This is a genomic window from Mangrovimonas cancribranchiae (genome assembly GCF_037126245.1).
In the GTDB taxonomy this organism is placed as follows: Bacteria; Bacteroidota; Bacteroidia; order Flavobacteriales; family Flavobacteriaceae; genus Mangrovimonas; species Mangrovimonas cancribranchiae.
Map to the genome: position 1 here is coordinate 44144 of NZ_CP136925.1, position 26168 is coordinate 70311.

The 26168-nt window shown below is 34.0% G+C and carries 25 protein-coding genes; 9 read left to right on the forward strand and 16 right to left on the reverse strand.

The window, feature by feature from the left end; translation table 11 throughout:
• Window positions 1–132 precede the first annotated feature (132 nt).
• Both R3L15_RS00200 and R3L15_RS00205 read left to right on the forward strand, forming a co-directional pair.
• Window positions 133–2673: a TonB-dependent receptor domain-containing protein gene (locus R3L15_RS00200; protein ID WP_338732500.1), complete on the forward strand. Its 2541-nt coding sequence runs from the start codon at window positions 133–135 to the stop codon at window positions 2671–2673.
• Window positions 2674–2773: 100 nt separating this feature from the next.
• Window positions 2774–3214 carry a hypothetical protein gene (locus tag R3L15_RS00205; RefSeq protein ID WP_338732501.1) on the forward strand — a complete coding sequence of 147 codons (441 nt, stop codon included), beginning with the start codon at window positions 2774–2776 and terminating at the stop codon, window positions 3212–3214.
• 61 nt (window positions 3215–3275) lie between these two features.
• Here the strand turns inward: R3L15_RS00205 and R3L15_RS00210 are convergent, their stop codons facing one another.
• The gene (locus R3L15_RS00210; RefSeq protein ID WP_338732502.1) at window positions 3276–4337 is read right to left on the reverse strand and encodes an endonuclease/exonuclease/phosphatase family protein; all 1062 of its coding nucleotides are present in this window, start codon (window positions 4335–4337) and stop codon (window positions 3276–3278) included.
• A 140-nt stretch (window positions 4338–4477) separates the two neighbouring features.
• Between R3L15_RS00210 and R3L15_RS00215 the strand changes: the two genes are divergently transcribed.
• Both R3L15_RS00215 and R3L15_RS00220 read left to right on the forward strand, forming a co-directional pair.
• Window positions 4478–7291 carry a carboxypeptidase regulatory-like domain-containing protein gene (locus tag R3L15_RS00215; RefSeq protein WP_338732503.1) on the forward strand — a complete coding sequence of 938 codons (2814 nt, stop codon included), beginning with the start codon at window positions 4478–4480 and terminating at the stop codon, window positions 7289–7291.
• 36 nt (window positions 7292–7327) lie between these two features.
• Window positions 7328–9292 (forward strand): DUF5689 domain-containing protein, encoded by a 1965-nt coding sequence (locus R3L15_RS00220; RefSeq protein WP_338732504.1) that lies wholly within the window; start codon window positions 7328–7330, stop codon window positions 9290–9292.
• A 49-nt stretch (window positions 9293–9341) separates the two neighbouring features.
• On the opposite strand, the gene R3L15_RS00225 is transcribed toward R3L15_RS00220, so the two are convergent.
• Window positions 9342–10286 carry an endonuclease/exonuclease/phosphatase family protein gene (locus tag R3L15_RS00225; protein WP_338732506.1) on the reverse strand — a complete coding sequence of 315 codons (945 nt, stop codon included), beginning with the start codon at window positions 10284–10286 and terminating at the stop codon, window positions 9342–9344.
• Window positions 10287–10372: 86 nt separating this feature from the next.
• Here R3L15_RS00225 and hflX point away from each other — a divergent pair, with 86 nt between their 5' ends.
• Window positions 10373–11581: a GTPase HflX gene (hflX, locus tag R3L15_RS00230; RefSeq protein WP_338732507.1), complete on the forward strand. Its 1209-nt coding sequence runs from the start codon at window positions 10373–10375 to the stop codon at window positions 11579–11581.
• 35 nt (window positions 11582–11616) lie between these two features.
• On the opposite strand, the gene R3L15_RS00235 is transcribed toward hflX, so the two are convergent.
• The 8 genes from R3L15_RS00235 to R3L15_RS00270 all read right to left on the reverse strand — a co-directional run bounded on the left by R3L15_RS00235 (window position 11617) and on the right by R3L15_RS00270 (window position 17886).
• Window positions 11617–12537, reverse strand: a complete 921-nt coding sequence (locus R3L15_RS00235) for a DUF3078 domain-containing protein (RefSeq protein WP_338732508.1) — start codon at window positions 12535–12537, stop codon at window positions 11617–11619.
• A gap of 27 nt (window positions 12538–12564) precedes the next feature.
• Window positions 12565–13506, reverse strand: a complete 942-nt coding sequence (locus tag R3L15_RS00240) for a DUF3078 domain-containing protein (RefSeq protein ID WP_338732509.1) — start codon at window positions 13504–13506, stop codon at window positions 12565–12567.
• 73 nt (window positions 13507–13579) lie between these two features.
• Window positions 13580–14086, reverse strand: a complete 507-nt coding sequence (locus tag R3L15_RS00245) for a DUF2480 family protein (RefSeq protein WP_338732510.1) — start codon at window positions 14084–14086, stop codon at window positions 13580–13582.
• Between the two features lie 4 nt (window positions 14087–14090).
• Entirely contained in the window at window positions 14091–14417 is a 327-nt protein-coding gene (locus R3L15_RS00250; RefSeq protein WP_125466725.1) for a DUF59 domain-containing protein, read from the reverse strand.
• Between the two features lies 1 nt (window position 14418).
• On the reverse strand, window positions 14419–14841 hold the full coding sequence (locus R3L15_RS00255) for a SufE family protein (protein WP_338732511.1): 423 nt from the start codon (window positions 14839–14841) through the stop codon (window positions 14419–14421).
• A 39-nt stretch (window positions 14842–14880) separates the two neighbouring features.
• Window positions 14881–15339: a hypothetical protein gene (locus R3L15_RS00260; RefSeq protein WP_338732512.1), complete on the reverse strand. Its 459-nt coding sequence runs from the start codon at window positions 15337–15339 to the stop codon at window positions 14881–14883.
• Between the two features lie 79 nt (window positions 15340–15418).
• Window positions 15419–16495 carry a zinc metalloprotease gene (locus R3L15_RS00265; RefSeq protein WP_338732513.1) on the reverse strand — a complete coding sequence of 359 codons (1077 nt, stop codon included), beginning with the start codon at window positions 16493–16495 and terminating at the stop codon, window positions 15419–15421.
• Between the two features lie 161 nt (window positions 16496–16656).
• On the reverse strand, window positions 16657–17886 hold the full coding sequence (locus R3L15_RS00270; protein ID WP_338732514.1) for a cysteine desulfurase: 1230 nt from the start codon (window positions 17884–17886) through the stop codon (window positions 16657–16659).
• A 121-nt stretch (window positions 17887–18007) separates the two neighbouring features.
• Here R3L15_RS00270 and R3L15_RS00275 point away from each other — a divergent pair, with 121 nt between their 5' ends.
• From R3L15_RS00275 to R3L15_RS00290, 4 genes are read left to right on the forward strand one after another with little or no spacing between them, the layout of a single operon-like run.
• Complete coding sequence (locus tag R3L15_RS00275; RefSeq protein ID WP_338732516.1) at window positions 18008–18346, forward strand: PadR family transcriptional regulator; 339 nt, start codon at window positions 18008–18010, stop codon at window positions 18344–18346.
• The gene (locus R3L15_RS00280) at window positions 18343–18771 is read left to right on the forward strand and encodes a hypothetical protein (RefSeq protein WP_338732518.1); all 429 of its coding nucleotides are present in this window, start codon (window positions 18343–18345) and stop codon (window positions 18769–18771) included. Before R3L15_RS00275 ends, R3L15_RS00280 begins: the two co-directional genes overlap by 4 nt.
• Before the next feature lie 11 nt (window positions 18772–18782).
• Window positions 18783–18962 carry a hypothetical protein gene (locus R3L15_RS00285; RefSeq protein ID WP_299333247.1) on the forward strand — a complete coding sequence of 60 codons (180 nt, stop codon included), beginning with the start codon at window positions 18783–18785 and terminating at the stop codon, window positions 18960–18962.
• Window positions 18950–20605, forward strand: coding sequence for a serine hydrolase domain-containing protein (locus R3L15_RS00290; RefSeq protein WP_338732523.1), 1656 nt, complete (start codon window positions 18950–18952; stop codon window positions 20603–20605). Before R3L15_RS00285 ends, R3L15_RS00290 begins: the two co-directional genes overlap by 13 nt.
• 34 nt (window positions 20606–20639) lie before the next feature.
• Here the strand turns inward: R3L15_RS00290 and sufD are convergent, their stop codons facing one another.
• The 6 genes from sufD to R3L15_RS00320 all read right to left on the reverse strand — a co-directional run bounded on the left by sufD (window position 20640) and on the right by R3L15_RS00320 (window position 26166).
• Window positions 20640–21953 (reverse strand): Fe-S cluster assembly protein SufD, encoded by a 1314-nt coding sequence (sufD, locus tag R3L15_RS00295; RefSeq protein ID WP_338732525.1) that lies wholly within the window; start codon window positions 21951–21953, stop codon window positions 20640–20642.
• Between the two features lie 79 nt (window positions 21954–22032).
• Entirely contained in the window at window positions 22033–22785 is a 753-nt protein-coding gene (gene sufC, locus R3L15_RS00300; protein WP_338732526.1) for a Fe-S cluster assembly ATPase SufC, read from the reverse strand.
• Window positions 22786–22789: 4 nt separating this feature from the next.
• Window positions 22790–23170, reverse strand: a complete 381-nt coding sequence (locus R3L15_RS00305; RefSeq protein ID WP_338732528.1) for a hypothetical protein — start codon at window positions 23168–23170, stop codon at window positions 22790–22792.
• An 11-nt stretch (window positions 23171–23181) separates the two neighbouring features.
• Window positions 23182–24630 carry a Fe-S cluster assembly protein SufB gene (gene sufB / locus R3L15_RS00310; RefSeq protein WP_338732530.1) on the reverse strand — a complete coding sequence of 483 codons (1449 nt, stop codon included), beginning with the start codon at window positions 24628–24630 and terminating at the stop codon, window positions 23182–23184.
• A 21-nt stretch (window positions 24631–24651) separates the two neighbouring features.
• Entirely contained in the window at window positions 24652–24981 is a 330-nt protein-coding gene (locus R3L15_RS00315; protein ID WP_125466737.1) for an iron-sulfur cluster assembly accessory protein, read from the reverse strand.
• Between the two features lie 102 nt (window positions 24982–25083).
• The gene (locus tag R3L15_RS00320) at window positions 25084–26166 is read right to left on the reverse strand and encodes a cytochrome c peroxidase (RefSeq protein WP_338732532.1); all 1083 of its coding nucleotides are present in this window, start codon (window positions 26164–26166) and stop codon (window positions 25084–25086) included.
• Window positions 26167–26168 lie beyond the last annotated feature (2 nt).

The window sequence follows — 26168 nt, forward strand, 5'->3', positions numbered from 1 at the left end:
TTAGTATGTGTAACTTGCTTATTAGTAAAGTAAGGAATAATATGCGCGCATAATTAACAATTACGTAATATATATATTTGAAAGAGTTGCGTAATTTTGCCGAGAATTAAAACCAATTATCTTTTTATAAAAATGAGAAACATTACTAGATTTTTTGTGGCAGTAGCGTTTATGTTTACTGCTTTTTCTATGGCACAAAGTACAGTAACTGGTACTGTAATGGATGCCGAAATGAATGCGCCATTACCAGGTGCAAACATTGTTGAGAAAGGGACTTCAAACGGAGTGTCTTCCGACTTTGATGGAAATTTTACCATAACTACTGAAGCTACTTCAGGAGAAGTTGTGGTATCATATGTAGGTTACGGTAAAGTAACCGTATCTTTTGATGGCGATACGAATTTAGGTTCTATCACATTAACGCCAGACAACTCTTTAGACGAAATTGTTATTATTGGATCTGGAGTTATCGATTTAGCAGAAGATAGAAAGACTCCTATCGCGGTGTCTACAATTAAAGCTTCTGAAATTCAGGAGAAAGCTGGAAACTGGGATTTACCAGAAGTGTTAAAATCAACGCCTTCTGTACAGAATATAAAGGCTGGTGGTTTTGGTGATGGTCAAATGTTTTTAAGAGGTTTCGACCAAACAAACACAGCTTTTTTATTGAATGGGCAGCCAATTAATGGTATGGAAGATGGTAGAATGTACTGGTCTAACTGGTCTGGTGTTATGGATGTTGCAAACGCCATTCAAGTACAGCGTGGTTTAGGCGCTTCTAAACTAGCCATTTCTTCTGTTGGTGGTACAGTTAACATTGTAACAAAAACCATAGATAGAAAAGAAGGTGGTTTTGTTCAGCAAATGGTTGGAAACGATAACTATCTTAAATCTACAGCTTATTATTCTACAGGTGTTGGAGAAAAAGGATGGTCTTTTTCTGCATTATTAGGTCATTGGCAAGGAGATGGATATGTTAATTATACAGATGGTCAAGGTCAAACTTATTTCATATCTGTTGGATATCAGCCAACAGAGAAACACTCTTTAAATTTTCTTTTAACTGGAGCGCCACAATGGCATGCGGCTGCAGGAAGTGGAGCTATAAGCGACTTTTTAGAAAATGGAAGACGTTACAATTCTTGGAATTTTTCAGGAGTTAATAGTTCAAATACATTACATGGAGGTGGGAATGTATACCCTGGTGGAAGAAATATTTACCACAAACCAGTAGCCAACTTAAGTTGGGATTGGACTATTAATGATAAATCTGAATTATCAACTGTATTATATGGTTCTATGGGGCGTGGAAGTTTTGCGCAAGCTAGAACAGATAGTAATGGTGATGTAACTTATGCTCGTGGGTCTAACAACAATCATAACTGGTATGGTTTAGTAACCAACTATAACAACCAGTTAACAGAAAACTTAAACTTTAATATTGGTGCAGATGTGCGTTTGTATAACGGTATCCACTTTAGAGATGTTAGAGAATTTATTTCAGTAAATTCTGTTTCTGCTAATTCTGGGTATAGCGGAGATTATCAATTAACTGAGGCTGGAGGAATTAATCCTTGGACTGTTTTCTTTAAACCAAATACAGATCATGATCAAAGATTTGGCTATGATTATGAAGAGCAAATCAATTACGGAGGTATTTTTGGGCAATTAGAATATGCTACAGATAAATTTTCAGCTTTTTTCCAAGGTGCTGTTTCAACACAATCACATGTTAGAACTGAGTTCTTAAATACTTCTGAAGAAGGAAGGTCAGAGGAATCAGAAACAGTTAATAACCCAGGATTTAATGTTAAAGCTGGAGCATCTTATTTATTAGGTGAACAACACAAAGTTTTTGTTAATGCAGGATATTACTCTAGACAACCTTTTCATGATGTACTGTTTAAAGACAATAGAGGAGGAAACGAATTATTAAATCCTGAAGTAGAAAACGAAAACATTACTGGTTTTGAAGCAGGTTACCAATTTGGAGGAGAAATAATAAGAGCAAACCTTAACTTATACCACACAACATGGGATAACAGAACTCTTGTAAATAGTAATGGTGAGGTTGGAGACGATTATTTAGGTTATCAAACTCAAGGTGTTAAGCAAGTGCATAGTGGTGTTGAATTAGAAGTTTTCACAAATCCATTTGATAATTTATCAGTAAACGGATTCCTTTCTTTAGGAGAGTGGAAATTTAAAGATAATGCAACTCAAAGAACGTTTAATAACGATGGCGAAGAGGTAGGAACGGCTACAGAAGTTGTTATTGACGATTTCAATGTTGGAGGTGCAGCACAAGTAACGGGAGGTGTTAATGCTAATTATGAGTTTTTACCTAGATTAAGTGTTGATGGTGCATGGAATTGGTATAATGATATGTATTCAACAGGTTCTTTAACTGAAGAAACTATTGCAATGCCTTCTTATGATACTTTTGATGCTGGTTTCTCTTACAAGATATTAGTTGGTAAAAACAAACAAAACTCTTTGCAGTTTAGAATTAACGTTTATAATGTTTTTGATGAGGTATATTTAGAGTCTGTATCCGGAAATTTACAGGCCTCAGCTAATCCTGAAGAAAACTACAAGGGAGTTAACATTAATAACAATGGACGTTTTGGTTATGGAAGAACGTGGAATACAAGTATTCGTTTTAACTTCTAATCATTAGATTAATAGAATTAAAACCCCTTCAATTTGAAGGGGTTTTTTTATGGCTATATTCATTACCTTTGTGTATTATAAATACTAATCTAAATTTATTATGTACGACATTGTTAAAACATTACATTCTTATTGGGCATATTTAGTGCTGTTAATCCTTTTTATTGCGGTTATAAATAGTCTTGTTAAAAGAGCTAAAGGGAAAGATTATCTGGCTTTCGATTTTAGAATATCACTCTTTACATTAATTGTGTCGCATATTCAATTATTAATAGGGATTATTCTTTATTTAGTGTCGCCAAGATTAAGTTTATTTAGTGATTTAGGTATGGGAGGCATTATGAAAAACGAGTTAGCAAGATTATATTTAATAGAACATCCTGTAATTAATATAATTGCGATTGCTCTAATTACCATAGCTTATTCCAAGCATAAAAAGAAATTAATCTCAAAAACCAAGTTTAATACTATTGCCATTTTTTACACTATTGCATTAGTATTGTTCTTATCTCGAATTCCTTGGGATGCTTGGTTAGCATAAAAATCTATAAATAAAAAAGGCGACCTAATTGGTCGCCTTTTTTATGTTTTATAAAACCAAACTATTCTTTTACTTCTTTTAAAACGTAAACATAAACAGGAAAGTGATCGCTGTATCCATCGTCAAAACGTCCATTAGAGAAGCTTCTTTTAGGATACCCCTTCCATCTGCCATGTTTGCTTACAAGGTAGCTTTTATTATAAATCCCAGCTTTGTAGTATCTATATGAAGAAAAGTCTTTTTCTAGTAGAGGTTGGCTAACAAGAATTTGATCGAATAAACTCCAAGAATCTCTATAACCAGTAGTTCCTAAACCATCTTTTTTAAACATACTGTAATAAGGGTTATAAATGCCTTTAAAGCCAACATCTTCTTTATCTTCATCATTAGCTTTTAAAACCTTTGTAAAACTATCATTTGTAGGGTTATCATTAAAATCTCCCATAACAAATATTTTTGCGTAAGGGTCATTGTTTTGTAACGAATCTACTAGTTTTTTACTCAACTTTGCTGCAGCGACACGCTTAGGTCTGCTTCTTGCTTCTCCACCACTTCGCGATGGCCAGTGGTTAACAATAACATGAATCATTTCGCCGTCTAATTTACCACTAACTAATAATTGGTCTCTTGTGTAATCTCGTTCTGTAGAGTTGTCATCGTACAAAACTAATTCGTGACTACTTGTATGTAATGGCGTAAACAACGCTTTTTGATATATTAAAGCCACATCAATACCACGTTCGTCTGGAGAATCGTAGTGTACAATACCGTAATCTTTATCAACTAATTGTGGGTCGTTTACAACGTCTTCTAAAACGTGAATGTTTTCAACCTCAGAAATACCAATAATAGCAGGAGAGTTGTGTGTGACTTCTTTGCCAATATCGGCAAGAACTTTGGCCATATTAATGACTTTTTTCTTGTAAACCTCTTCAACATCACCATTCATTTCCATGATAGGACTTGCCTCATCATACTTATCAGGATCGTTTTCTGTATCAAAAAGGTTTTCAAGATTGTAGAAAGCAACGGTGTGTGCGATGTACTTTTTTTTGTTTTGTGCTTGAAGCCCAAAGACAAGCAATGTAATTATAGTTGTTGTAAATAGTCTAAGTTTTCTCATCTAAATCAGAATGTTATGTTTGTGTTATGTTCATACAAATGTTGCGCCAAAAGTAGATATTTATTATAAAAAATGTAAATTTGCAAGCCTTAAATAATGATTATTTAACGCAAAAAGAACTATTAACTATAAATTCAAGTATGAAAAAAAGTTTATTTATTTTTTTATTTGGAATTCTAGCTACATTTACCGCTGCAGCTCAAGAGACTGTGGTTAAAGGAAGTGTAACAGAAGGAGATTCGTATGAGCCTATTCCAGATGTAACAGTAACCATTGAGGGTACTAGTGTTTCTACAACAACTGATACATCTGGAGAGTTTCAATTTCTTCAAGAAGTTCCTTTAGGTGAACAAGTATTGCAGATTTCTAAAAATGGGTATGTGTCTAAACGTTACCCAATTATTGTAAATGAAGGTAAAACGTTAAACATAACGGATATGACTTTAGATAAAGTTGTAGAAGAAACCGACTTATTTACAATTACTTTATCCGATGATGAATTAAATGATGATACTAGTAATGCCGATAATATTTCGGGGTTATTACAATCATCACAAGATGTTTTTCAACGTACAGCCGCTTTCGAGTTTAGCTCATCTTTTTTTAGAGTGCGAGGTTTAGATTCTGAAAATGGTTCGGTTTTGATTAATGGAATCGAGATGAACAAAATGTACAATGGTCGCCCACAATGGAGTAATTGGGGAGGTTTAAATGATGTACTTCGAAATCAAGAGTTAACCACAGGACTAAAACCTTCTGAATATAATTTTGGCGGTATTTTAGGAACAAACAATTTAAATGTAAGGGCTTCTAGATACCGTGAAGGAGGACGATTAACGTATTCATCTTCTAACAGGAGTTATACTAATAGATTAATAGCAAGTTATGCAACAGGGCAGTTAGAAAAGGGATGGTCCATGGCCTTTGCAGCTGGAAGACGCTGGGGTAACGAAGGATACCAAGACGGTACATTATATGATGCCAATTCATTCTTTGCTTCTATTGAAAAAACAATAGGAGAAAATCATGCTATTAATTTTACAACGATGTATGCACCTACTAGAAGAGGAAAGTCATCACCTAATACGCAAGAGGTGTATGATTTAAAAGACATCAGATATAACGAATATTGGGGGTGGCAAGATGGTGAAAAGAGAAACTCTAGAATTAAAGAAATAGAAGAGCCTATCTTTATGCTTAACCATTATTGGGATATTACAGATAAAACCAAGCTTAATACAAATGTAGGACTTCAGTTTGGTAAAATTGGAAATAGTCGATTAGATTATAACGGTACTAGATTAAATGACAATGGTATTGCTGTTGGTGGTGGTCAAAACCCTAGTCCAGCATATTACCAAAAGTTACCAAGTTTTTGGGTAGGACAAGATGCAGGACCTAACTATGCACAAGCCTATTTATGGGAGCAAGAGTTTATTAATGATGGACAGGTAGATTGGAATAATATGTATCTTCATAATTTAGATAATGTAGGCGGACATTCTACTTATATTCTTTATGAAGATAGAAATGACGATACACAATTTACAGCCAATTCTATTTTAACTTCTGAAATTAACGAGAACATTATTTTAAATGCTGGTGTTACATATAAAAACTTAAAGTCGGAAAACTTTGCCGAAGTTTTAGATCTTTTAGGAGGTAACGGTTATTTAGATATTGATTCTTTTGAAACTAACCCAAATACACAGCAAAGTGATATGAACAACCCATTTAGAGTTGTTGGTGTTGGAGATAAGTTTAAATATAACTACAACCTGCATGCCGATGTAATTTCTGGATATGCCCAAGCACAATTTAAGTATAAGAATATTGACTTTTATTTATCAGGTAGTATAACAGGAACACAGTATTACAGAGAAGGATTATACCAAAACGGAGCCAATCCAAATAATTCCTTTGGGAAAAGTGATGAAGTATCCTTTACTGGTTTTGGAGGAAAAGGAGGTTTAACCTACAAAATAACAGGAAAACATTTGTTAGAACTTAATGGAGGCTATGTTACCAAAGCACCTAACTTAAGAAACACCTTTTCAAATGCAAGGGTAAATAACAGCATTGTTCCAGATATTACAGAAGAAAAAATTATGTCTTTTGATGCGAGTTACATTTTCAGATCGCCGTCAATACAAGCAAAGCTTACAGGATATTACACCAAAATTCAAGATGCTAACGAAATTTCTTTCTATTATGCAGATGGTGTTGTAGGTTTTGAAGACAGTAGCGAATTTGTTAACGAAATTCTTCAAGGAGTTGATAAAAGACACTTAGGTGCAGAATTAGGAATAGAAGCACAAGTGTTACCTACCTTTAAATTAAAAGGTGCAGCAGCTGTTGGTAACTTTACTTACGATAATAACCCCAATTTATACTTAACTTCTAATGAGAATAGAGTAAACTTTGGAGAATCGTATTTAAAAGATTATAAACTAGCTAGCGGACCTCAAACAGCAACATCTATAGGTTTTGAATATCGCGATCCAGATTACTGGTGGTTTGGTGCAACTGTAAATTACTTTACTAACACTTATGTAGATGTCGCTCCATTAACAAGAACTAAAAACTTTTATTTAGACCCTGAAGATTCTGTTTTTAATGCTGAAACTGGAACATTTTTAACAGAAATTCCATTTGATGACTATGATGAAGGTTTAGCAAGAGAATTATTAAAACAAGAAGAATTTGATGATTACTTTACAGTAAACTTAATTGGAGGGAAATCTTGGAAGGTAGATGATTATTATATAGGATTCTTTGCAAGTGTAAACAACTTATTAGACGAAGTCTTTAAAACAGGTGGTTTTGAACAAGGAAGAAATGCTAACTATAGACAATTAAGAGATGATGCTTCCAACGGAACCAAAGTTTTTGGATCAAAATATTGGTATGGAAGAGGAGCTACTTACTTTGTAAATGTGTACTTTAGATTTTAAAAAAAAATGATTATGAAAAATATAACTTCAAATATTATGAAAACAACAAAAATTTTAAGCTTGTTGTCATTAATGCTTTTTTCATTTATGACATCATGTGTAAACGATGACGATTACGATATTCCAACCGTCAATATTGAAGAGCCAAATATTACTATAAGCAATACTATTTCAGGTATTCAAACTGCTTATGATGAATCTGGACAAGCTGTAGTTTCGTTCTCAGAGCTTTTTAACTTAGAAGGTGATGATTCATATTACATAGAAGGATATGTTATCTCTAATGACGAAGCAGGTAATATTTTTAAAGAATTAATAATTCAAGATGCTGCCGAAAACCCAACAGCAGGTATTCGTATAAGAATTGACGATCCTTCACTTTATGATTTATATAAACCAGGACGTAAAATTTATATAAACCTTAATGGATTAGCAATAAACGATTACAATGGTGTTTATCAAATAGGTCTTTTAGGCGCTTCAAGTGTAGATAGAATATCAGGAGCTAATTATACAGATTATATTTCTAGATCTCCACAAATGGTAGCAATAGTGCCAATGGTTATTACACCAGACGATTATAATTCTACACCAATTGATATTTTAGTTCAGATAGACAACATGCAAGTACCAGGAAATGCAGATGGATCGGTAACATATGCAAACGTAAACGATACTAATACCGTAAATAGAGCTATTGAAAGCTGTATTGATGATTCTACAATTGATATGAGAAATAGTGGATATGCAGACTTTAAAGCTTATCCAATGCCAACAGGACAAGGATCTATAACAGCTATTTTTAGTCAATACAACACAAGCAAACAATTGTTTATTAGAGACACTGTAGACTTAGTTTTTAACGATGAGCGTTGCGATGGAAACGGTGGTGGAAATTCTGGTGATTGTAACTTTACAATAAGCACAGAAAGTTTACCATATACAGAAGATTGGAGTTCTTATGGAAGTAATCCTGATTATGAAGATATTGTAGCACCGTGGATTTCTTATGTTGAATCAGGTGAAAGAGAGTTTTCTATTAGAAACTTTGATGGTGTTAACTATGCACAATTATCAGCTTATAATTCTGGAGATGCTCAAAATATTGCTTGGCTAATCTCTCCAACAGTTAATATGGATGATGCTACAGAGAAAATAATCTCCTTCAATATGGCAGATGCTTATTCAAACGGAAATCCTTTAACATTACATTATTCAACAGATTTTGATGGTTCAGATTGTCCAGATGCATTTACTTGGACAGAAATAGGAGCTTCAGAAATAGCTGCTTTAAACCAAAACACTGGAAATTACGATAATAATTACGAGTCTACAGGAGATATAGACTTATCTGCCCTTTCTGGCGACGTTACTTTTGCTTTCATTTACGAAGGAGGAGAAAACGATATCACAACAACAGTTCAAATTAGTGAAGTATCTATCGGTGGAGAAGGCTCTGGCGGTGGCGGCAGCGGAAACACGGGAGCTGTTTTTTCTGAAGATTTTGAGTCAGGTACTGCTTACGAAGATCTTGATTTAGCTGGTTGGACGAATTACAATGTTAATGGAGGAGCCAATGTATTCCAATTTAGAAGTTATGATAGTAATATGTATGCACAAACATCTGCATATAATTCAAGTGAAGACCCTTACGAAGTATGGTTAGTAACACCTAGTATTGATTTAACTTCATCTACTTCAGCGACATTAAATTTTGGAACAAAGGATGGTTATTACAACGGTGATGCTTTAACAACATATATTTCAACAGACTTTTCTGGTTCTGGAGATCCAACAACAGCAACTTGGACAGAATTAACAGGTATTAATTATTCAACAGGTAATTCTGGAGGATATGGTGATAGCTTTGTAAATTCTGGAGACATTGATTTGTCAGCTTATGCAGGACAAACTGTATACATAGCTTTCCAATATGTAGGTGCTGATGGCGGCGTTACAACAACATATCAAATAGATAATGTAGAAGTATCGGCTAACTAGTTTTTAGTATTATAGTAAAAAAAAGCCTGCAATTTGCAGGCTTTTTTTATTAATAAGATTCTAATAGAATATACACAGGGAAATGATCACTGTAACCACCTTGGTATTTTTTGCCAATATAGGTTCTAAAAGGTGCGGCTTCATATTTACCTTTAAAAACCTGTAAAAAACGCTCATTAAAAATATCACTTTCTTTATACGTTAGCTCTCCTTTTCTTTTTTCAAAGAAATTGGTGCTAAACAATATTTGATCAAACAAGTTCCAGTCCGTATAATGTACTGTGGTACCTTTGTCATGAGATTGCAATGTCCTCATAGGATTAAACAGGTCTTGTTTTTCGGTTAGTTGCGTCATACTTTTATTATATGGATCATCATTAAAATCGCCCATAACAATAATTTTAGGACTCTCATGCTCTTGTTTAATCAAGTTTATAATGTTATCCACTTCATTTGAAGCAGTCAAGCGTTTTTGTTCTGTAACATCTTCACCACCATGACGAGACGGCCAATGATTAACAATAATATGAACAACTGAGCCGTCTAGCTTTCCAGTAACTAATAAAATATCTCTAGTATAATCTTTTGTGCCATCTTCATTATAAATATCTACAGAAAAAGGTTCGGAACGTGTAACAGTAAATATGGTTTTGTTGTATAATAATGCCACATCTATACCGCGCTCATCAGGAGAGTTGTAATGAACAAAATCGTATTTATGATGCTTTAACTCGCTAGAATTAATCAAATCCTGTAAAACTAATTTGTTTTCTACTTCGGCAAAACCTAATAAAGCTGGTGGAAAATTGGTTTCTTCCAAGCCAATATTTTTTATAGCGTAAGATAGTTTTCGTATTTTGTTATAATATCGCTTAGAGGTCCAACGTTTGACAGAGTTTGGTAAAAAATCATTGTCATTAGTCAAGTTGTCATCATAGATATCAAAAAGATTCTCCAGATTATAAAAAGCTACAGTAAACTGTTTTTTAGGCATAAGCAATTATGTTTTTTGTAAATATACAGATTAATAGGCGTTTCGTTTTTTCTGAAAATAACTTTAATACTCGTAACTTTGTAAATATGTTAGAAAAGAAAAATATAGAGCTAGAAAATGCGGTGTTGATAGGGATTATAACTCAAGACCAAGATGAAGTACAATCTAAAGAATATTTAGACGAGCTTGAGTTTTTAACTTATACAGCCGGTGGCGAAGTTGTAAAACGATTTACCCAAAAACTAGATACACCCAACCCCAAAACCTTTATAGGCTCTGGAAAATTAGATGATGTAAGGGCTTTTATTAAAGAAAATGACATAGGTACCGCCATTTTTGATGATGAGTTATCACCTGCTCAAGAACGAAATATTAGTAAAATTCTAGGATGTAAAGTGTTAGATAGAACCAATTTAATTCTAGATATTTTTGCGCAACGTGCCACGACAAGTTATGCTAGAACGCAAGTAGAATTAGCGCAGTGTGAATACTTATTGCCACGCTTAAAAGGGATGTGGACACACTTAGAGCGGCAAAAGGGCGGTATTGGTATGCGTGGTCCTGGTGAAACCGAAATTGAAACCGATAGACGTATTGTACGCGATAAAATAGCCTTATTAAAAGATAAAATAAAGACTATAGATAAACAAATGGCTGTGCAACGTGGTAACCGTGGGCAGTTAATACGCGTGGCTTTAGTAGGGTATACTAACGTAGGGAAATCAACATTAATGAATGTGGTAAGTAAAAGCGAAGTATTTGCCGAAAATAAATTGTTTGCTACACTAGACACTACGGTAAGAAAGGTTGTTATTAAAAACCTTCCTTTTTTAATGACAGATACGGTTGGGTTTATTAGAAAACTACCAACACAATTAGTAGAAAGTTTTAAAAGTACTCTAGATGAAGTTAGAGAAGCCGATTTGTTATTACATGTAGTAGATATTTCTCATCCTAATTTTGAAGAACATATAGAATCGGTAAACAAAATACTAGGCGAAATAGAAAGTGCTAATAAACCAACAATTATGGTTTTTAATAAAATTGATGCCTACGAGGCAGAACCGTTTGATGAGGATGATTTAATAACTGAGCGGACAACGGCAAATTATACCTTAAAAGAATGGAAACGCACCTGGATGAATAAAATGGATGGTAACGCGTTATTTATATCGGCGTTAAATAAAGATAATATGGAGTCGTTTAGGAAGAAAGTTTATCAAGAAGTTAGGAAAATCCATGTCACACGATTTCCTTATAACAACTTTCTGTATCCAGATTATGATGAAGAATAAAAAAAAGCGTTTCAAAATAGAAACGCTTTTTTTATTTATAGGTTTACATGAATGCCTAAGCCAAAAACTTCTCTAACTTGAAAGCCTTCAAAGGCATTATCGTCATATATGGTTTGAAACGTAAGGTTTGTCGAAAATATATCGTTAATTTTCATAACCATGTTCATGGTGTAATCAATATCGGTGTTTAAAGGTTTGTTTAAATAATTAGAATACAGCATGATTATGTTTTCCATGCTAATATTCTTCATTATATTAAACTTATAGTAGCCTCTAATATTTAAACCAAATTCATATAAAATACCTCTTCCTGGTGCAACACCGTAAGTTTCAATATCGTCACTAGACTCATAAAAAACATTGTTGCTATCATCGTCATTAATTGTGAAAACTTCACCTGTTAAAAAGGTGAATTTTGAAGTTGCTGGCGCGAAGTTAACATTTAAATTATCGCTTTTTTTCCATAAAAAACCTGGGCCAAAACTCCAATAAGCTGGTTTAAATGGTCCCGAAGTTCTGTAGTCTTCGTTATCACCAATAAAATCATCATTGTAATCATAACCATCAGAAAACTGGGTTTTAAAGTTCATGAAAAAGGAAAAAATCCAGTTTTGATTTTTCATTTTTCTACCAGCTACAGAGTTTATTTCTAAACGATCATCGGTTTTTCTTTTTCCATCATCTTCGTTAATACTAATACCATAATTGGCAAGGAGTTTATTGTCCCAAATCCAAGCGCCTTTAGTATAATTAAGATCGTAGTTTATACTGGCATTGGCACCTAAGTTATTGTCTCCACCAGCTTGCCAATTAGCAAATGCTGTTTGGTTAACTAAGAGTGTAATTTTACCAGAGCCTTTCCAGCCTTCTAAAGAATCTGTTTGTATAGTGTTGTCTTGAGCATTAGCTATAAAATAGCACGTGATAAAACAGATGATTAATAGCGATTTCTTCATAAAAATAAAGTTTAATAGGGACTATTCTTAAAAAGAATAGCTTAAACCAAAGGTAGTGTAAACTTGAATATCGTTATCTACATTGTCGAATGTTGGTTCTGGATTTGTAGAAGCTGTGTCGTATTGACTAATGGCATAATTTAATGCTTCTTGCTTGTTGTTTCTTAAACCAACTTCAACACCAACACCAATACCTTTCCAGAGCGAATAGCTAGCAGAGTTTATCCATGTCCAGTTTGAAAGGTCTGAATCTTTATAGCTTTGAAAAGCTGATAAATTAGAGATGAAGTTTATGCCACCAAAAGTTTTCGTATAGTTAGCTACAATTTTAGCACCTAAAGACGAATCGAAAACAGCATCGTTATCAGCAAAAACAAAGTTGTAGTTTAATGGGTGAACAACAACAACTAGGTCGGCATTAGGTTTCCAGGTAGCACCAACACCAACATCTAAATAACCTGGATCGTTAAAGTTATCTAAAACAGTTGTTCTGTATTCTGCTAAAGTAGACACCGCAATAGTTTTTGTAAGGTTATAACCAAAAAGAGAGGTTACGTTAAACACGTCTGTAGCTTCACGCCAATCTTTTTCGTCTGTTGGGTCGTCTTTATCATCAAACTTAACCCAGCTAAGATTAACATTAGCATTGTTGTACCAAAAGTAATCTTCCTTAATTAATTTAGCATAAGGTGTAAAAGTAATCCCAATTTTTCCAGAGGAATTGTTTGGTGAGCTTTGTGCGTACCAGTTATTAAACTCTGAGAAACTACCGCCAATAATACCAACAGCACCAAATCGCCAACCGGGCATCTCGTCTATTTGTTTTTGAATGTCGTCAACTCGCCCTTGAATTGCTGAAATAGAATCTTTTTTAGCAGCTTGTTCGGCTTTTAACTCTTCTAAAGTTTGTGCAAACCCTATATTTAAGGTTAGCAAAAACAGGATGGCTGTAAGTAATTTTTTAGTCATACGTTTTGTTTTTATTGTTGTTTTAAATTTTAAAAGCCTGCAAATATAACAGTTAGGATAAATAGTAGCAAAACTATTTTTTCTTAAACAAAGGTACAGTAGAACAAGCTTCACCAAACATAATTGATTTTGCTATGGGTTGTAATTTTGAAATAAGTAATGTGTAAGCAGATTCGGGTATAGGTTTGTTTGCGCAGCCTTTTACAATAATAGGCTTGTCTTTGTAGTCTTCTAAGGGTAAGTTATTTATAATATTTTGGTAAATAACGGTTTCTAAAGTGTCTAAATTACCAACTGTTACAGTATTGGCGAAAGGTGTTAATTTTGAGGTAATTAGCATAAACGCCCAAGAAGGGATAATAGCATCGACGCTAGAGGTTAATGCTATATAAGTGTTTTTGTATTGACTCCAGTCGTGCTGTTCTACATAATCCCTAAAGTCTTTTTCTTTAAGAATAAGTTCTTCGTACAACCAGTCCTTAATATCAAAAACAATGCGTTGTCCTTTTGGGTAAAAGTCCTCTAAGTCTAACGTGACTAACTTACTGTTTGCAATACGATTTATAATTTCTTCTGCCATAATGTTATAACATGCCTAATTCTAACTTGGCTTCTTCACTCATAAGGTCTTGACTCCAAGGTGGATCGAACGTAATTTCTACTTCGGCACTTTTAACGTTGTCTAAGGATTTTACTTTTTCTTCAACTTCCATAGGAAGTGTTTCGGCTACAGGACAATTAGGTGTGGTTAAAGTCATTAAAATTTTAACATCGTAATCTTCGTTTACAAAAACATCATAAATTAATCCTAATTCGTAAATGTCTACAGGAATTTCAGGGTCGAAAATAGATTTTAAAACTTTTACTATTTGTTCTCCTAAGGCATTGGTGTCTATTGTGGTTTCGCTCATGTTAACTTAATTGTGTTTGGTATGCCACGGCATACATTTTGAGTTGTTTAATCATGCTTAGTAACCCGTTGGCGCGGGTTGGTGATAAATGTTCTTTAAGCCCAATTTTATCAATAAAATTGGTGTTTGCTTCAATAATATCTTTTGGGTGTTGATTGGAAAATACACGTATTAAAATAGCAATAATACCTTTGGTTATAATAGCATCGCTATCTGCAGTAAACACAACTTTGTCGCCATCTAAATTGGCATGAACCCAAACACGACTTTGACACCCTTTTATAAGTTGATCGTCGGTTTTGTATTGTTCGTCAATTAATGGCAATGTTTTGCCTAAATCTATCATGTATTGGTAACGTTCTTCCCAATCGTCAAACATTGAGAATTCGTCTATAATCTCATTTTGTATTTCAGTAATACTCACGTTGTTTTCTTTTATGCAAAAATACAAATAGTAAAGTTGCTATTCAACCTTTTCAGATAATGATAACAGTTCTTCTACTAAAGCTTTAATAAGTTTAGGTGGGTTTCCGTGATCAAACGATGTGGTTTGATATGATTTGTTGTTGGTCGTTATTTTTAAGTTAGCAATAAGAGCGCCATCATATTGAAATGCTTTTGAAGGCGCTTCTAGAGTTTTTAAATCGTCTAAATTTAAAGCTTCTACTTTTTCTATAAGACTTTGATAAGCTTCTTTAGATATAGGCTTTGTAATAGGTTTTGCGCTTAATCCGTTTTGATATGTTATGCTTTCTGGGGTTACTTTTATTTCTTTAAAACTCCCTCTAGTGGTTGCTTTATAGTTAAAAATATAAGTGTCGTCGATTTGTTTTAATTCAGCTAGATTTGCTGTGTTATTGTTTTTTGAAGTTCCGCAAGAATTCATAACAAAGAAGCTAAATAATATAGTAAGAATTTTCATAGTAGTATGTTTTACTATAATAATACAAAAAAGACGCCAAAGTTGACGTCTTTTTTAATTTGTCATGACATAGTTTTTTTTAATTAGCCATAGCCGATCTTGATCCTCCAGACTGGAAAATAGCTCGCATTCTTTCTTTTTGTCCGTCAGAGAACATATACATACAAGCATCGTTTACATAATCCATGTAGTTCATAGTCATGTCGGTAGATCTACAATTAACTGTTGGGTAAGATGGGCAACCATAGTTAGGACCATCTGATTTTGGCGTATCAGCAACAAAATCATCTCTGTTGCATCTTCCATCACCCCAAATATGTCTTAAATTTAAGTAATGTCCTACTTCGTGAGTTGCTGTTCTACCTTCGTTATATGGTGCTGCAGAACCGCCAGGTAAAGAAGAATAAAGCAATACTACGCCATCGGTACTAGAAGGGCCACCTGGGAATTGTGCATATCCTAAAATACCACCACCAAGATTACATACCCAAATGTTTAAATGTGTTTCTGGGGTAATTGGAGGATATTCGTTTTTAACAGCATCGTTAGTTCCCCAAGATGTTTGTGGGTTAGCATGTCTAAATACACCATCAAGGGTGAAATTAATTTCGGAGTCCGTTACTAAGCTAGAAAATTCTGATGGTACTTGATTTAAATCGTTATTTGTTGCTCTAAAATCTTCGTTTAAAACAGCGATTTGCGAGTTAATTTGTTGGTCGCTAACATTTTCAGCAGAATTGCTGTAAACAACATGTACGTATATAGGAATGTTTATAACACCTAAATTATCGCCTGTTCCGCCATCGTCTCCGCCGCCGTCATTTCCACCGCCATTACCATTGCCGTTTCCATTTCCTGCTCCATCAGGTTTTTTTCCGGCAATAAAAGCTCTTGTGTTATATTCTATATTGTACATTTTCTTTTCTAACCCAGGATTTTCATTTAGCAATCTATTAAGATTAACCATAGAATAACAGGATTTGCCTTTTCCCTGGGCTAATCTATTTGTTTCATCTATGTCAGCATCTGTATAAACGTAAAAATCGCTCATATCAATTTTTGATTGCTGATCGTTTGCTAAGTTTTCATTTGAATTGTCACTACAAGATGACAAGATTAACCCTAAGGCGGTTAAGCTTAAAAATAGTTTTTTCATTATTAGTGTTTTTTTAATTAAAATCGGTTGAAAGTATAAAAAAAATGTTAAAAACATAGAAAATAAATTATTTTAATCCATTTTTTCGATGAAATACATTTTTTTGAAAATAAAAAAAGCACCCATTTAGAGTGCTTAATTGTTGTAGTTTTTTGTGAGCTTTATGATAACATCATTTTTGCTTTTTTAACCCCTTCAACTAAGGCGTCTATTTCTGCTTTGGTGTTATAAAAAGCAAACGAGGCACGAACGGTTCCTGGAATTTTATAGTAATCCATTATAGGTTGTGCACAATGGTGTCCAGTTCTTACGGCAATACCCATTTTATCTAACAAGGTACCTATATCGTATGGGTGGATTCCTTCTATATTGAACGAAATCACAGACGTTTTGTATTTAGAAGTTCCATAAATTTTAAGTCCTTCAATTTCAAGAAGTTTTTTAGTAGCATACTCTAAAAGCTCGTGCTCATAGTTTGCAATAGCTTTAAAACCAATTTGATTCATGTAATCTATAGCTGCACCAAAAGCAATACCGCCACAAATGTTTGGTGTTCCTGCTTCAAATTTATGAGGTAAATCGGCATAGGTAGTTTTTTCAAAAGTGACTTCGGCAATCATTTCGCCACCACCTTGGTAAGGTGGTAATTTATTAAGCCATTCTTCTTTTCCATAAAGGATTCCAACACCTGTTGGGCCACACATTTTATGTGCAGATGCCACATAAAAGTCAACATCTAAAGCTTGAACATCGGGTTTTATATGTGGACATGCTTGGGCACCATCCACTAAAACCGCAGCACCAAATTGATGCGCTTTTTTAATAATATCTTCAATAGGATTTATGGTTCCTAAAGCGTTAGAAATGTGATTAACAAAAACTAATCGGGTATTGTTGTTAAGCAGTTTATCGTACTCTGAAATTACCAATTCGCCATTATCATTCATTGGGATAACTTTTAAAATGGCTCCTGTACGTTCGCAAAGCATTTGCCAAGGGACAATGTTGCTATGGTGCTCTAAGGCTGAAACAATAATTTCATCGCCTTTATTTAATAAAGATGAAAACCCATTGGCTACTAAGTTAATACCATGTGTAGTACCTGAAGTGAAAATGATTTCGTAAGGCTTGTTGGCATTAAAATGTTTTTGAATTTTAAGTCGTGCCTCTTCATATTTATCTGTAGCTTCCTGGCTTAAGCTATGCACACCACGATGTATGTTGGCATTATAGTTACTGTAATAATCTACAATACAATCGATAACTTGTTGTGGTGTTTGCGACGTAGCTGCATTATCAAAATAGACCAAAGGCTTTCCGTTAACCTTACGATTAAGGATAGGAAAATCTTTTCTTAAGGCTTCAACATTAAAAGGTGTCTCTAATTTCATAGCACAAAGGTACAAAGCATTGGTGTATCTATAAACATAAATTGAGGTGCATTTTAAATTGTAATTTTAAAAAACAATACATTTTTATAAAATGTATTTAAAAAAAATGTATATTTGTGATATGTATAGTAAAGAATTGACTAAAGGAACGTTACAACCCATCATTTTAAAACTAATTAGTAGTAGGGATAAAATGTATGGTTATGAGATTACGCAAGAGGTTAAAAAAATAACTTCCGGCAAGATTGATATTTCTGAAGGAGCGTTGTATCCCATTCTTCATAAACTAGAAGCTCAAGGAGTTTTGGTTACGGAAAAAATATATGTAGGCAAGCGTGTAAGGAAATATTACAGTGTTACTAAAGACGGGAAGCAAAAAGTGATTGAGGCAACGAAAGAGATTAACGATTTTATAATAACGTTACAAACTATTTTTAATGCTAAACCAACAATATCATGAGGTTAACAGACAAACATATCGATTTTATAGAGCGTAGTTTAACACTTTATGGTGTTGAAGATAAAGCGTTGAGAGAGGATTTAGTTGATCATATATGTACTTATATTGAAAATGAAGAGACCAGTGATTTTAATACCTTATACCAAAAGGCTTTACGTAAGTTTGGTGGTTATGAGAGTTTTCAGAATTTGCAATTAGAAACCAACCATCAAAAATTTGCTAAACAGATAATTACAATTAACAGACTGAAATTTTCTATGGGGTTTGTAGTTATCCTGCTTTTGGTTATGAGTTTAGTTTTTCAAATGATGCATTGGCCTTATGCTAATGCTTGGTTGTTAGCTGCTATTGCGCTTTCGGTTTTAGTTATTCTTCCCATACACTTATATTTTAAGTATAAACTAGCTATTCATAAATTTTCTTAAACACTAAATACATGAAAAAATCATTTTATATTCTTGGTTTTATTACCTTTTTTATCCTTGGTATTGGTGCTATGTTTGAGTTTTTAACTTGGCCTTACAGAGGCATCATCGTATTTATTGGTTTTTTGTTTCTTAATTTTGGACTAATACCAACCTATTTTTATCAAAAATACAAGCAATGTCAGTCTTAAAATATGGAATTGTAGTTTTTGGCTTTTTGGTTGCTTGTAATGTTAATGCACAAGCCAATTTTACTGATAAGATTGATAAACTGTTAAGTGTTTACAATTTTAATGATGCGCCAGGATTGAGTGTAAAAGTTATTAATGAAGGTGAATCCATTTATTCCAAAGGCTTCGGACTTTCCAATTTAGATTATACTGTTAAAAACTCAGACTCTACCGTTTACGATTTTGCGTCTATTGGAAAGCAATTTACAGCATCGGCCATTTGGTCTTTGATTAAAGAGGATAAAATTAGTTTGGAAGATGATATTAGAACCTATTTGCCCGAATTTCCAGATTATGAAAACATTATTAAGATTAAACATTTATTAAATCATACTAGTGGCATTAGAAATTACCATACATTAATGTATTTGGCAGGATTTGATTACAATACTTCTTATTACGACAACAATACCGTATTAGAATTGGCTATCAAACAAAAGCACTTAAATCACCAGCCAGGCGAGAAAGTAAGTTATTCTAATACAAATTATAATTTATTAACCATTATTGTTGAGCGTATTTCGGGACAAAATTTAAATGACTATCTGAAGCATCATGTTTTTAGCCCTTTAAAAATGAATGCCACTTTTGTAAGGGTGGAACATGGTAAACCGGTTAAGAATAAAGCTATAGGTTATATGAAAAGTAAAGATGGATACAGTTTTTCTATTAATACTCAGTTAAGTTATGGCGCAGGAAGCATGTATGCTTCTGTAAACGATTTAGCTATATGGACGCGAATGCTAAACGAACAGATTCCTCGCTTTAAACCATTAGCACAATTTTTAAAAGAAGCTGACATTTTAAATTCTGGTAAAAAATTAAACTATGCTAGAGGACTAATGTTAGATACCTATAAAGGTTTTAATGTTGTTGGGCATAGTGGCTATGGTTTTGGTGGACGATCGCACTTACTTGCCATTAAAGAAAAGCAAATAGGCATTATTGTTTTAACAAACACGCCAACTATCAATGCAACAAGTATTGCTTATCAAATTTTAGATGCTCTTTTATTAAGTGAAGAAAAGACTCAAAAAGACAATAAAGTAAATTCACCTTTTGAAAAACAAAACATTAATGGGTTTGTTGGCGAATATAAAGAAGTGAATAGCGATATGACCATGACGCTATTTATTGAGAATGACACTTTGAAAGCTTTGGGCTCAATGGGTAAAATTCCTGTTTCTCTCGTACAATTTGCCAAAGATAAATTTCATAGAGCACAAAGTGAAAATGTGAAGTATGATTTCACTATTTCTGAAAATCATGATATGATAATTTCATTTGGTGGCACGCCATTTTATTTTAAACGCGCTCATTTTGTTGATGCAAACACGGTAAATATATTAGAATATATTGGTGATTACTATGCTGAAGAATTAGATGTTAGCTACCATTTTTATACAGAAAACAGTACGCTTAAATTAAGTTATAAAGGACATGAAAACATTACTTTAAAGCCTGTTCAATTAAACGAATTTGGAAATAATGACAGAACGCTCTATCATTTTGTAAAAGATAAAAATGATAAGGTTACAGGAATGCTATTATCTTGCGACGGAACGGTGAAAGATATCATTTTTAAAAAAGAAAAGGATCGCTAAATAGCCATCCTTTTTTTATTTCTCTTTCTAAAACTTACAAATCAAATCCAATATCAACACCAAGTTTATTAGCAATAAGTTTGGTAATGCGTTGTTTTATTTCAGGAATTTTTACGCTTTCTAAAACATTGTTGCTAAAGGCATACATTAGTAAGGCTCTGGCTTCCTTTTCAGGAATACCACGCGAACGCATATAAAACATAGCACTTTCGTCTAATTGTCCAATAGTACAACCGTGAGAGCATTTTACATCATCTGCAAAAATTTCTAATTGTGGTTTAGAGTTTATAGTTGCCTTATCACTTACCAGAATATTGTTGTTAGACTGGTAAGCATTGGTTTTTTGGGCTTCTTTTTCTACAACCACTTTGCCATTAAAAACACCTGTAGCACTGTCGCCAAAAATGCCTTTATAATCTTGATGACTTTCACAATTAGGTTCTATATGATGTACTAAAGTATTGTGATCTACATGTTGTTTGTCACCTATAATCGTGATACCTTTTAAGGTAGAATCCATGCGCTCACCATTTTGATAAAAATTAAGGTTATTACGCGTTAATTTTCCGCCAAACGAAAAGGTGTGCACAGAAGCATGACTTTCTTGCTTTTGTTTAATAAAGGTGTTGTCTATTAAAGAGGCGTTTTGATTGTCGTTCTGAATTTTGTAATAGTCTACAATAGCACGTTTATTAGCAAAAATCTCTGTTACCGAATTGGTTAACACAGGATTATCGGTAAGACTCTGGTGACGTTCTATAATTTGAACATGAGAATTTTCGTCAACTACAATTAAATTTCTAGGTTGAAGCATTAAAGCGGCTTCGTTACCTGTTGAAAAGTGCACAATTTGAATGGGTTTTTCAACAAGCTTATTTTTAGAAATATGAATGTAAGCACCTTCGCTTGAAAATGCAGTGTTTAAAGATGATAGGCTATCTTTTGTCGCAGCTTTGTTAAAATAATTTTCAATAACTAAGCGATACTTAGGTTTTGCTAAAGCAGCAGACATTAAGCAAACATCTATACCATCGTGAGTTGTTTCAGAAAGGTAAGATGAATATTTACCATCAACAAAAATAATCTTGTACGAATCAATATCGTGAATTAAATATTTTTTTATGTCTTTATATTCTATGCTTGTTTCCTGTTTAGGGAACAAGCTGTAATCGTGTTTTAAAACAGATTTTAGAGAAGTGTATTTCCAAGCTTCATCCTTTTTTGTAGGAAAGCCTTCTTGCTCAAACAATTTAATGGCTTGGTTTCTTACATCATGTATGGGCGAGGTGTCTTCTAAATGATCCTCGAAAGCCATAAATGATGATACTAATTTATCTTTTAATTCCATATGTTTCAGTATTCACTTTCAGCATTCAATTTTTAGCTATAATAGCTGGTCACTAAAAACTGTAAACTGGTTACTGGCACTATGCGCCAACTTCTTCTTTTACCCAATCGTACCCTTTGTCTTCAAGCTCATGAGCTAATTCTTTAGATCCAGATTTTACGATTTTTCCTTGATGTAAAACATGTACATAATCTGGTACAATATAGTCTAGTAAGCGTTGGTAATGCGTAATGACGATTACGGCATTGTCTTTAGTTTTTAGTTTGTTAACGCCGTTAGCTACAATACGTAAGGCATCGATATCTAAACCAGAATCGGTTTCGTCAAGGATGGCTAGTTTTGGTTCTAGCATTGCCATCTGAAAAATTTCGTTACGTTTTTTTTCACCACCAGAAAATCCTTCGTTTAAAGAGCGAGATAAAAACTTACGGTCTATTTCTAGAAGTTCAGATTTTTCACGAATCATTTTAAGCATTTCGTTGGCTGGCATATCATCAAGCCCTTTTGCTTTTCTGGTTTCGTTAATGGCTGTTTTCATGAAATTAGTTACCGAAACCCCTGGGATTTCTACAGGATATTGAAACGATAAAAACACCCCTTTGTGAGCGCGTTCTTCGGCATCTAATTCATTAATGTCTTCACCCTCAAAAATAATTTCACCTTCGGTTACTTCGTATTCTTCTTTTCCTGCAATTACAGATGCTAACGTACTTTTTCCAGAGCCATTTGGCCCCATGATAGCATGTATTTCGCCAGGGTTAACTTCAAGGTTAATACCTCTTAAAATTCCTTTATCTTCAACACTTGCGTGTAGGTTTTTAATCTTTAACATAGTCTTATTCGCTTCCTAATTTAACAACGTCTTTATTGTTTGGGTCTGGTTTAGAGACCTTAATAATTTCTTTTATTTCAACTCGAAATGGCCAACCTTCTTCATTTTTAGGTTTTGGTGTTATTAGTCCCATTATTTCAACAGGAACCATATCGGTATCTTCTTTTTTATATTGTTTTACTTGGTTATCTAACTCGTGCATTTTGTCGTTAATAATAACGCCGTAAACTTCTAAGTTGGTTTGTAGCACAGCAGCATCAGCTAAATACACAAACTCTCCTTTTAGTAGTGTGTAATTATCACTTTCTGTATCTTGTTTTTTAGTATTGTTTTTACAGGATACTAGTAATGTAAACGTTAAAAGTAATAGTGCTAGTTTTTTCATAGTATTTGTTATTATCCTACAGATCCTTCCAAGCTTATTTCCAATAGCTTTTGCGCTTCTACAGCAAATTCCATGGGTAATTTGTTCAATACTTCTTTACTGAAACCATTTACTATTAAAGCAATGGCTTTTTCGGTATCTATACCACGTTGGTTACAGTAAAAAATTTGATCTTCACCAATTTTACTAGTTGTTGCTTCGTGCTCTATCTGTGAAGTTTGGTTTTTATTTTCTATGTATGGAAAAGTGTGTGCACCACATTCGTTACCCATTAATAAACTATCGCATTGTGAAAAGTTACGGGCGTTTTCGGCACGAGAATTAACCTGAACTAATCCACGGTAACTGTTTTGCGATTTTCCTGCAGAAATACCTTTTGAAATAATGGTTGATTTGGTGTTTTTTCCCAAATGAATCATTTTGGTACCTGTATCGGCTTGTTGGTAATTGTTGGTTACTGCTATGGAGTAAAACTCACCCACAGAATTATCTCCTTTTAGCACACAGCTTGGGTACTTCCAAGTTACGGCGCTTCCTGTTTCAACTTGTGTCCAAGAGATTTTAGCGTTTTTCTCGCACAACCCACGTTTGGTTACAAAATTGAATACGCCACCTTTCCCTTCTGCATTTCCTGGATACCAGTTTTGTACGGTAGAGTATTTTATTTCGGCGTCATCCAAAGCAATTAATTCAACCACAGCGGCGTGTAGTTGGTTTTCGTCACGCATTGGTGCCGTACAACCTTCAAGGTAACTTACATAGCTGCCTTCATCGGCTACAACAAGGGTTCTTTCAAATTGTCCTGTTCCTGCTTGGTTGATACGGAAATACGTAGATAATTCCATTGGGCATCGTACGCCTTTAGGAATATAACAGAAACTACCGTCGCTAAATACAGCGCTATTTAATGCCGCATAAAAGTTGTCCTTTTTAGGAACAACGGTACCAATGTATTTCTTGACCAATTCTGGGTGTTCTTGAATGGCTTCGGAAATGGAACAGAAAATAATGCCTTTTTCTGCTAATGTTTTTTTGAATGTTGTGGCTACGGAAACCGAATCCATAACAACATCTACGGCAACACCAGCTAGTTTTTTTTGTTCGTCTAGAGAGATACCAAGCTTGTTAAATGTATCTAACAATTCTGGATCGACTTCATCTAAGCTTTCGTATTTAGGTTTTTTATTTGGTGCCGAATAATACGAAATGGCTTGAAAATCGGGTTTGTCATAATGTACGTTAGCCCAATCGGGTTCTATCATATCTTGCCAAACACGAAAGGCTTCCAAACGCCACTCGGTCATCCACTCTGGTTCGTTCTTTTTCTTTGAAATAGCACGAACGATATCTTCATTTAAACCCACAGGGAATGTTTCCGATTCTATATCGGTGTAAAACCCATACTCGTATTCTTTGGTTTTAAGTTCTTCTCTTAAATCGTCTTCGGTATACTTGCTCATTAGTTTTCTCGCTTCAAAAAGTTACAGTGAAAATGATTCGCCACATCCACAGGTTCTATTGGCGTTGGGATTGTTAAAAACAAACCCTGAGCCGTTTAATCCGCCTGAATATTCTAATGTGGTTCCTATAAGGTACAAAAAGCTTTTTTTGTCAACAATAATTCTTACGTCGTTATCTTCAAAAACTTTATCGCCTTCTAGCTGTTCTTTATCAAATTTTAAATCGTATGATAAACCAGAACAACCGCCACTTTTCACACCAACGCGAACAAAGTCTGTCTCAGCGTTATAGCCGTCTTCAGTCATCAATTCAATGACTTTCTTTTTAGCTGATTCCGATACTTTTATCATATATTATTTAGATTAATTAAAATAGAATGCAAATATACAATATAAGTGGGGTTTTACCATATTACCTAACATTATATTAATAAATAGCGTAATAGGGTTTAGCTATTGATTTGAGAAGTTTGGGTTGTTAATAAAGGATGGATCTGAAAGTGTGAGTAAAAATGCTTTTAAATCGGCTTTATCTTGATCTGTAAGTTGTACACCGCCTTGATCTATTTTTTTCATTAAAGGGTCAATCGTAGGGGAGTCTTGCAGGCCTTCGCTGTAGTGATTTATAACCTCGTCTAATGTAGTAAAACGTCCGTCGTGCATGTAAGGTGCTGTATAGGCTAGGTTTCGTAATGAGGGTGATTTAAATTTACCATTATCGGCTGGGTCGCCCGTAATTTGCCCTAAGCCATTATCTGAAAAAGTGGTGTCTAATCCATTGTTATGAAAGGCATTATCCGTCCACAATGGATTGTTTGGATTACCATGGCAATGAAAACAATCGCCACGATCTTCATCCATAAAAATATTAAGTCCGTTTTGTTCTTGAGGTGTTAACGTCGCTTGCCCCAATAAAAATTGATCGAATTTAGAATTAGCAGAAATTAAGGTTCTTTCAAATTGCGCAATGGCTTTGGTTGTTAATTCTTTGGTGATATCTTGGTTGCCAAATGCAGCTTTAAAAAGCTCTGGATATTCTTCATGATTATTTAATCTAGTAACCACTTCGCTCCACGTATTTGCCATTTCGGTAGGATCGGTAACAGGTTGTAAGGCTTGATGTTCTAATCTAAAGGCTCTGCCATCCCAAAAAAAGTTTTCGTCGTAATTCCAGGCAAGGTTGAATAGTGGCATAGAATTTCTTGTACCTAAATCGCCATTTACACCAGTACTAAATGTATTACTATCTGTAAACGCATTTTGGGGTAAGTGGCAACTTGCACATGCTTGACTAAAATCTACAGATAGAATGGGATCGAAAAATAGTTTTTTTCCTAAAGCTATGCCTTCAACTGTTTGTGGATTATCTATGGGGATTATTGGAGCTATAATATTGTCTTCAAAAACTTGAGGGATGTTTAATGGCGACGGTGTTGGGGTGTTTTGCGTTGGTATATAATCATTATCGGAACTGCTACTTGAGCAAGAACTAAATAGAAATATGATTATAATATGAATATACCAGCGGTTTTTCATGG

Coding starts and splice junctions, on each gene's coding strand:
- R3L15_RS00315 (WP_125466737.1), bottom strand. CDS start 24,981: ATGATAAAAGTATCGGAATCAGCTAAAAAGAAAGTCATTGAATTGATG.
- R3L15_RS00275 (WP_338732516.1), top strand. CDS start 18,008: ATGTATAGTAAAGAATTGACTAAAGGAACGTTACAACCCATCATTTTA.
- R3L15_RS00210 (WP_338732502.1), bottom strand. CDS start 4,337: ATGAGAAAACTTAGACTATTTACAACAACTATAATTACATTGCTTGTC.
- R3L15_RS00200 (WP_338732500.1), top strand. CDS start 133: ATGAGAAACATTACTAGATTTTTTGTGGCAGTAGCGTTTATGTTTACT.
- R3L15_RS00320 (WP_338732532.1), bottom strand. CDS start 26,166: ATGAAAAACCGCTGGTATATTCATATTATAATCATATTTCTATTTAGT.
- R3L15_RS00235 (WP_338732508.1), bottom strand. CDS start 12,537: ATGAAGAAATCGCTATTAATCATCTGTTTTATCACGTGCTATTTTATA.
- R3L15_RS00280 (WP_338732518.1), top strand. CDS start 18,343: ATGAGGTTAACAGACAAACATATCGATTTTATAGAGCGTAGTTTAACA.
- R3L15_RS00240 (WP_338732509.1), bottom strand. CDS start 13,506: ATGACTAAAAAATTACTTACAGCCATCCTGTTTTTGCTAACCTTAAAT.
- sufB (WP_338732530.1), bottom strand. CDS start 24,630: ATGAGCAAGTATACCGAAGACGATTTAAGAGAAGAACTTAAAACCAAA.
- R3L15_RS00270 (WP_338732514.1), bottom strand. CDS start 17,886: ATGAAATTAGAGACACCTTTTAATGTTGAAGCCTTAAGAAAAGATTTT.
- R3L15_RS00250 (WP_125466725.1), bottom strand. CDS start 14,417: ATGAGCGAAACCACAATAGACACCAATGCCTTAGGAGAACAAATAGTA.
- R3L15_RS00285 (WP_299333247.1), top strand. CDS start 18,783: ATGAAAAAATCATTTTATATTCTTGGTTTTATTACCTTTTTTATCCTT.
- R3L15_RS00290 (WP_338732523.1), top strand. CDS start 18,950: ATGTCAGTCTTAAAATATGGAATTGTAGTTTTTGGCTTTTTGGTTGCT.
- R3L15_RS00215 (WP_338732503.1), top strand. CDS start 4,478: ATGAAAAAAAGTTTATTTATTTTTTTATTTGGAATTCTAGCTACATTT.
- R3L15_RS00260 (WP_338732512.1), bottom strand. CDS start 15,339: ATGAAAATTCTTACTATATTATTTAGCTTCTTTGTTATGAATTCTTGC.
- R3L15_RS00225 (WP_338732506.1), bottom strand. CDS start 10,286: ATGCCTAAAAAACAGTTTACTGTAGCTTTTTATAATCTGGAGAATCTT.
- R3L15_RS00205 (WP_338732501.1), top strand. CDS start 2,774: ATGTACGACATTGTTAAAACATTACATTCTTATTGGGCATATTTAGTG.
- sufD (WP_338732525.1), bottom strand. CDS start 21,953: ATGGAATTAAAAGATAAATTAGTATCATCATTTATGGCTTTCGAGGAT.
- R3L15_RS00220 (WP_338732504.1), top strand. CDS start 7,328: ATGAAAACAACAAAAATTTTAAGCTTGTTGTCATTAATGCTTTTTTCA.
- R3L15_RS00305 (WP_338732528.1), bottom strand. CDS start 23,170: ATGAAAAAACTAGCACTATTACTTTTAACGTTTACATTACTAGTATCC.
- R3L15_RS00265 (WP_338732513.1), bottom strand. CDS start 16,495: ATGAAAAAACTATTTTTAAGCTTAACCGCCTTAGGGTTAATCTTGTCA.
- sufC (WP_338732526.1), bottom strand. CDS start 22,785: ATGTTAAAGATTAAAAACCTACACGCAAGTGTTGAAGATAAAGGAATT.
- hflX (WP_338732507.1), top strand. CDS start 10,373: ATGTTAGAAAAGAAAAATATAGAGCTAGAAAATGCGGTGTTGATAGGG.
- R3L15_RS00245 (WP_338732510.1), bottom strand. CDS start 14,086: ATGGCAGAAGAAATTATAAATCGTATTGCAAACAGTAAGTTAGTCACG.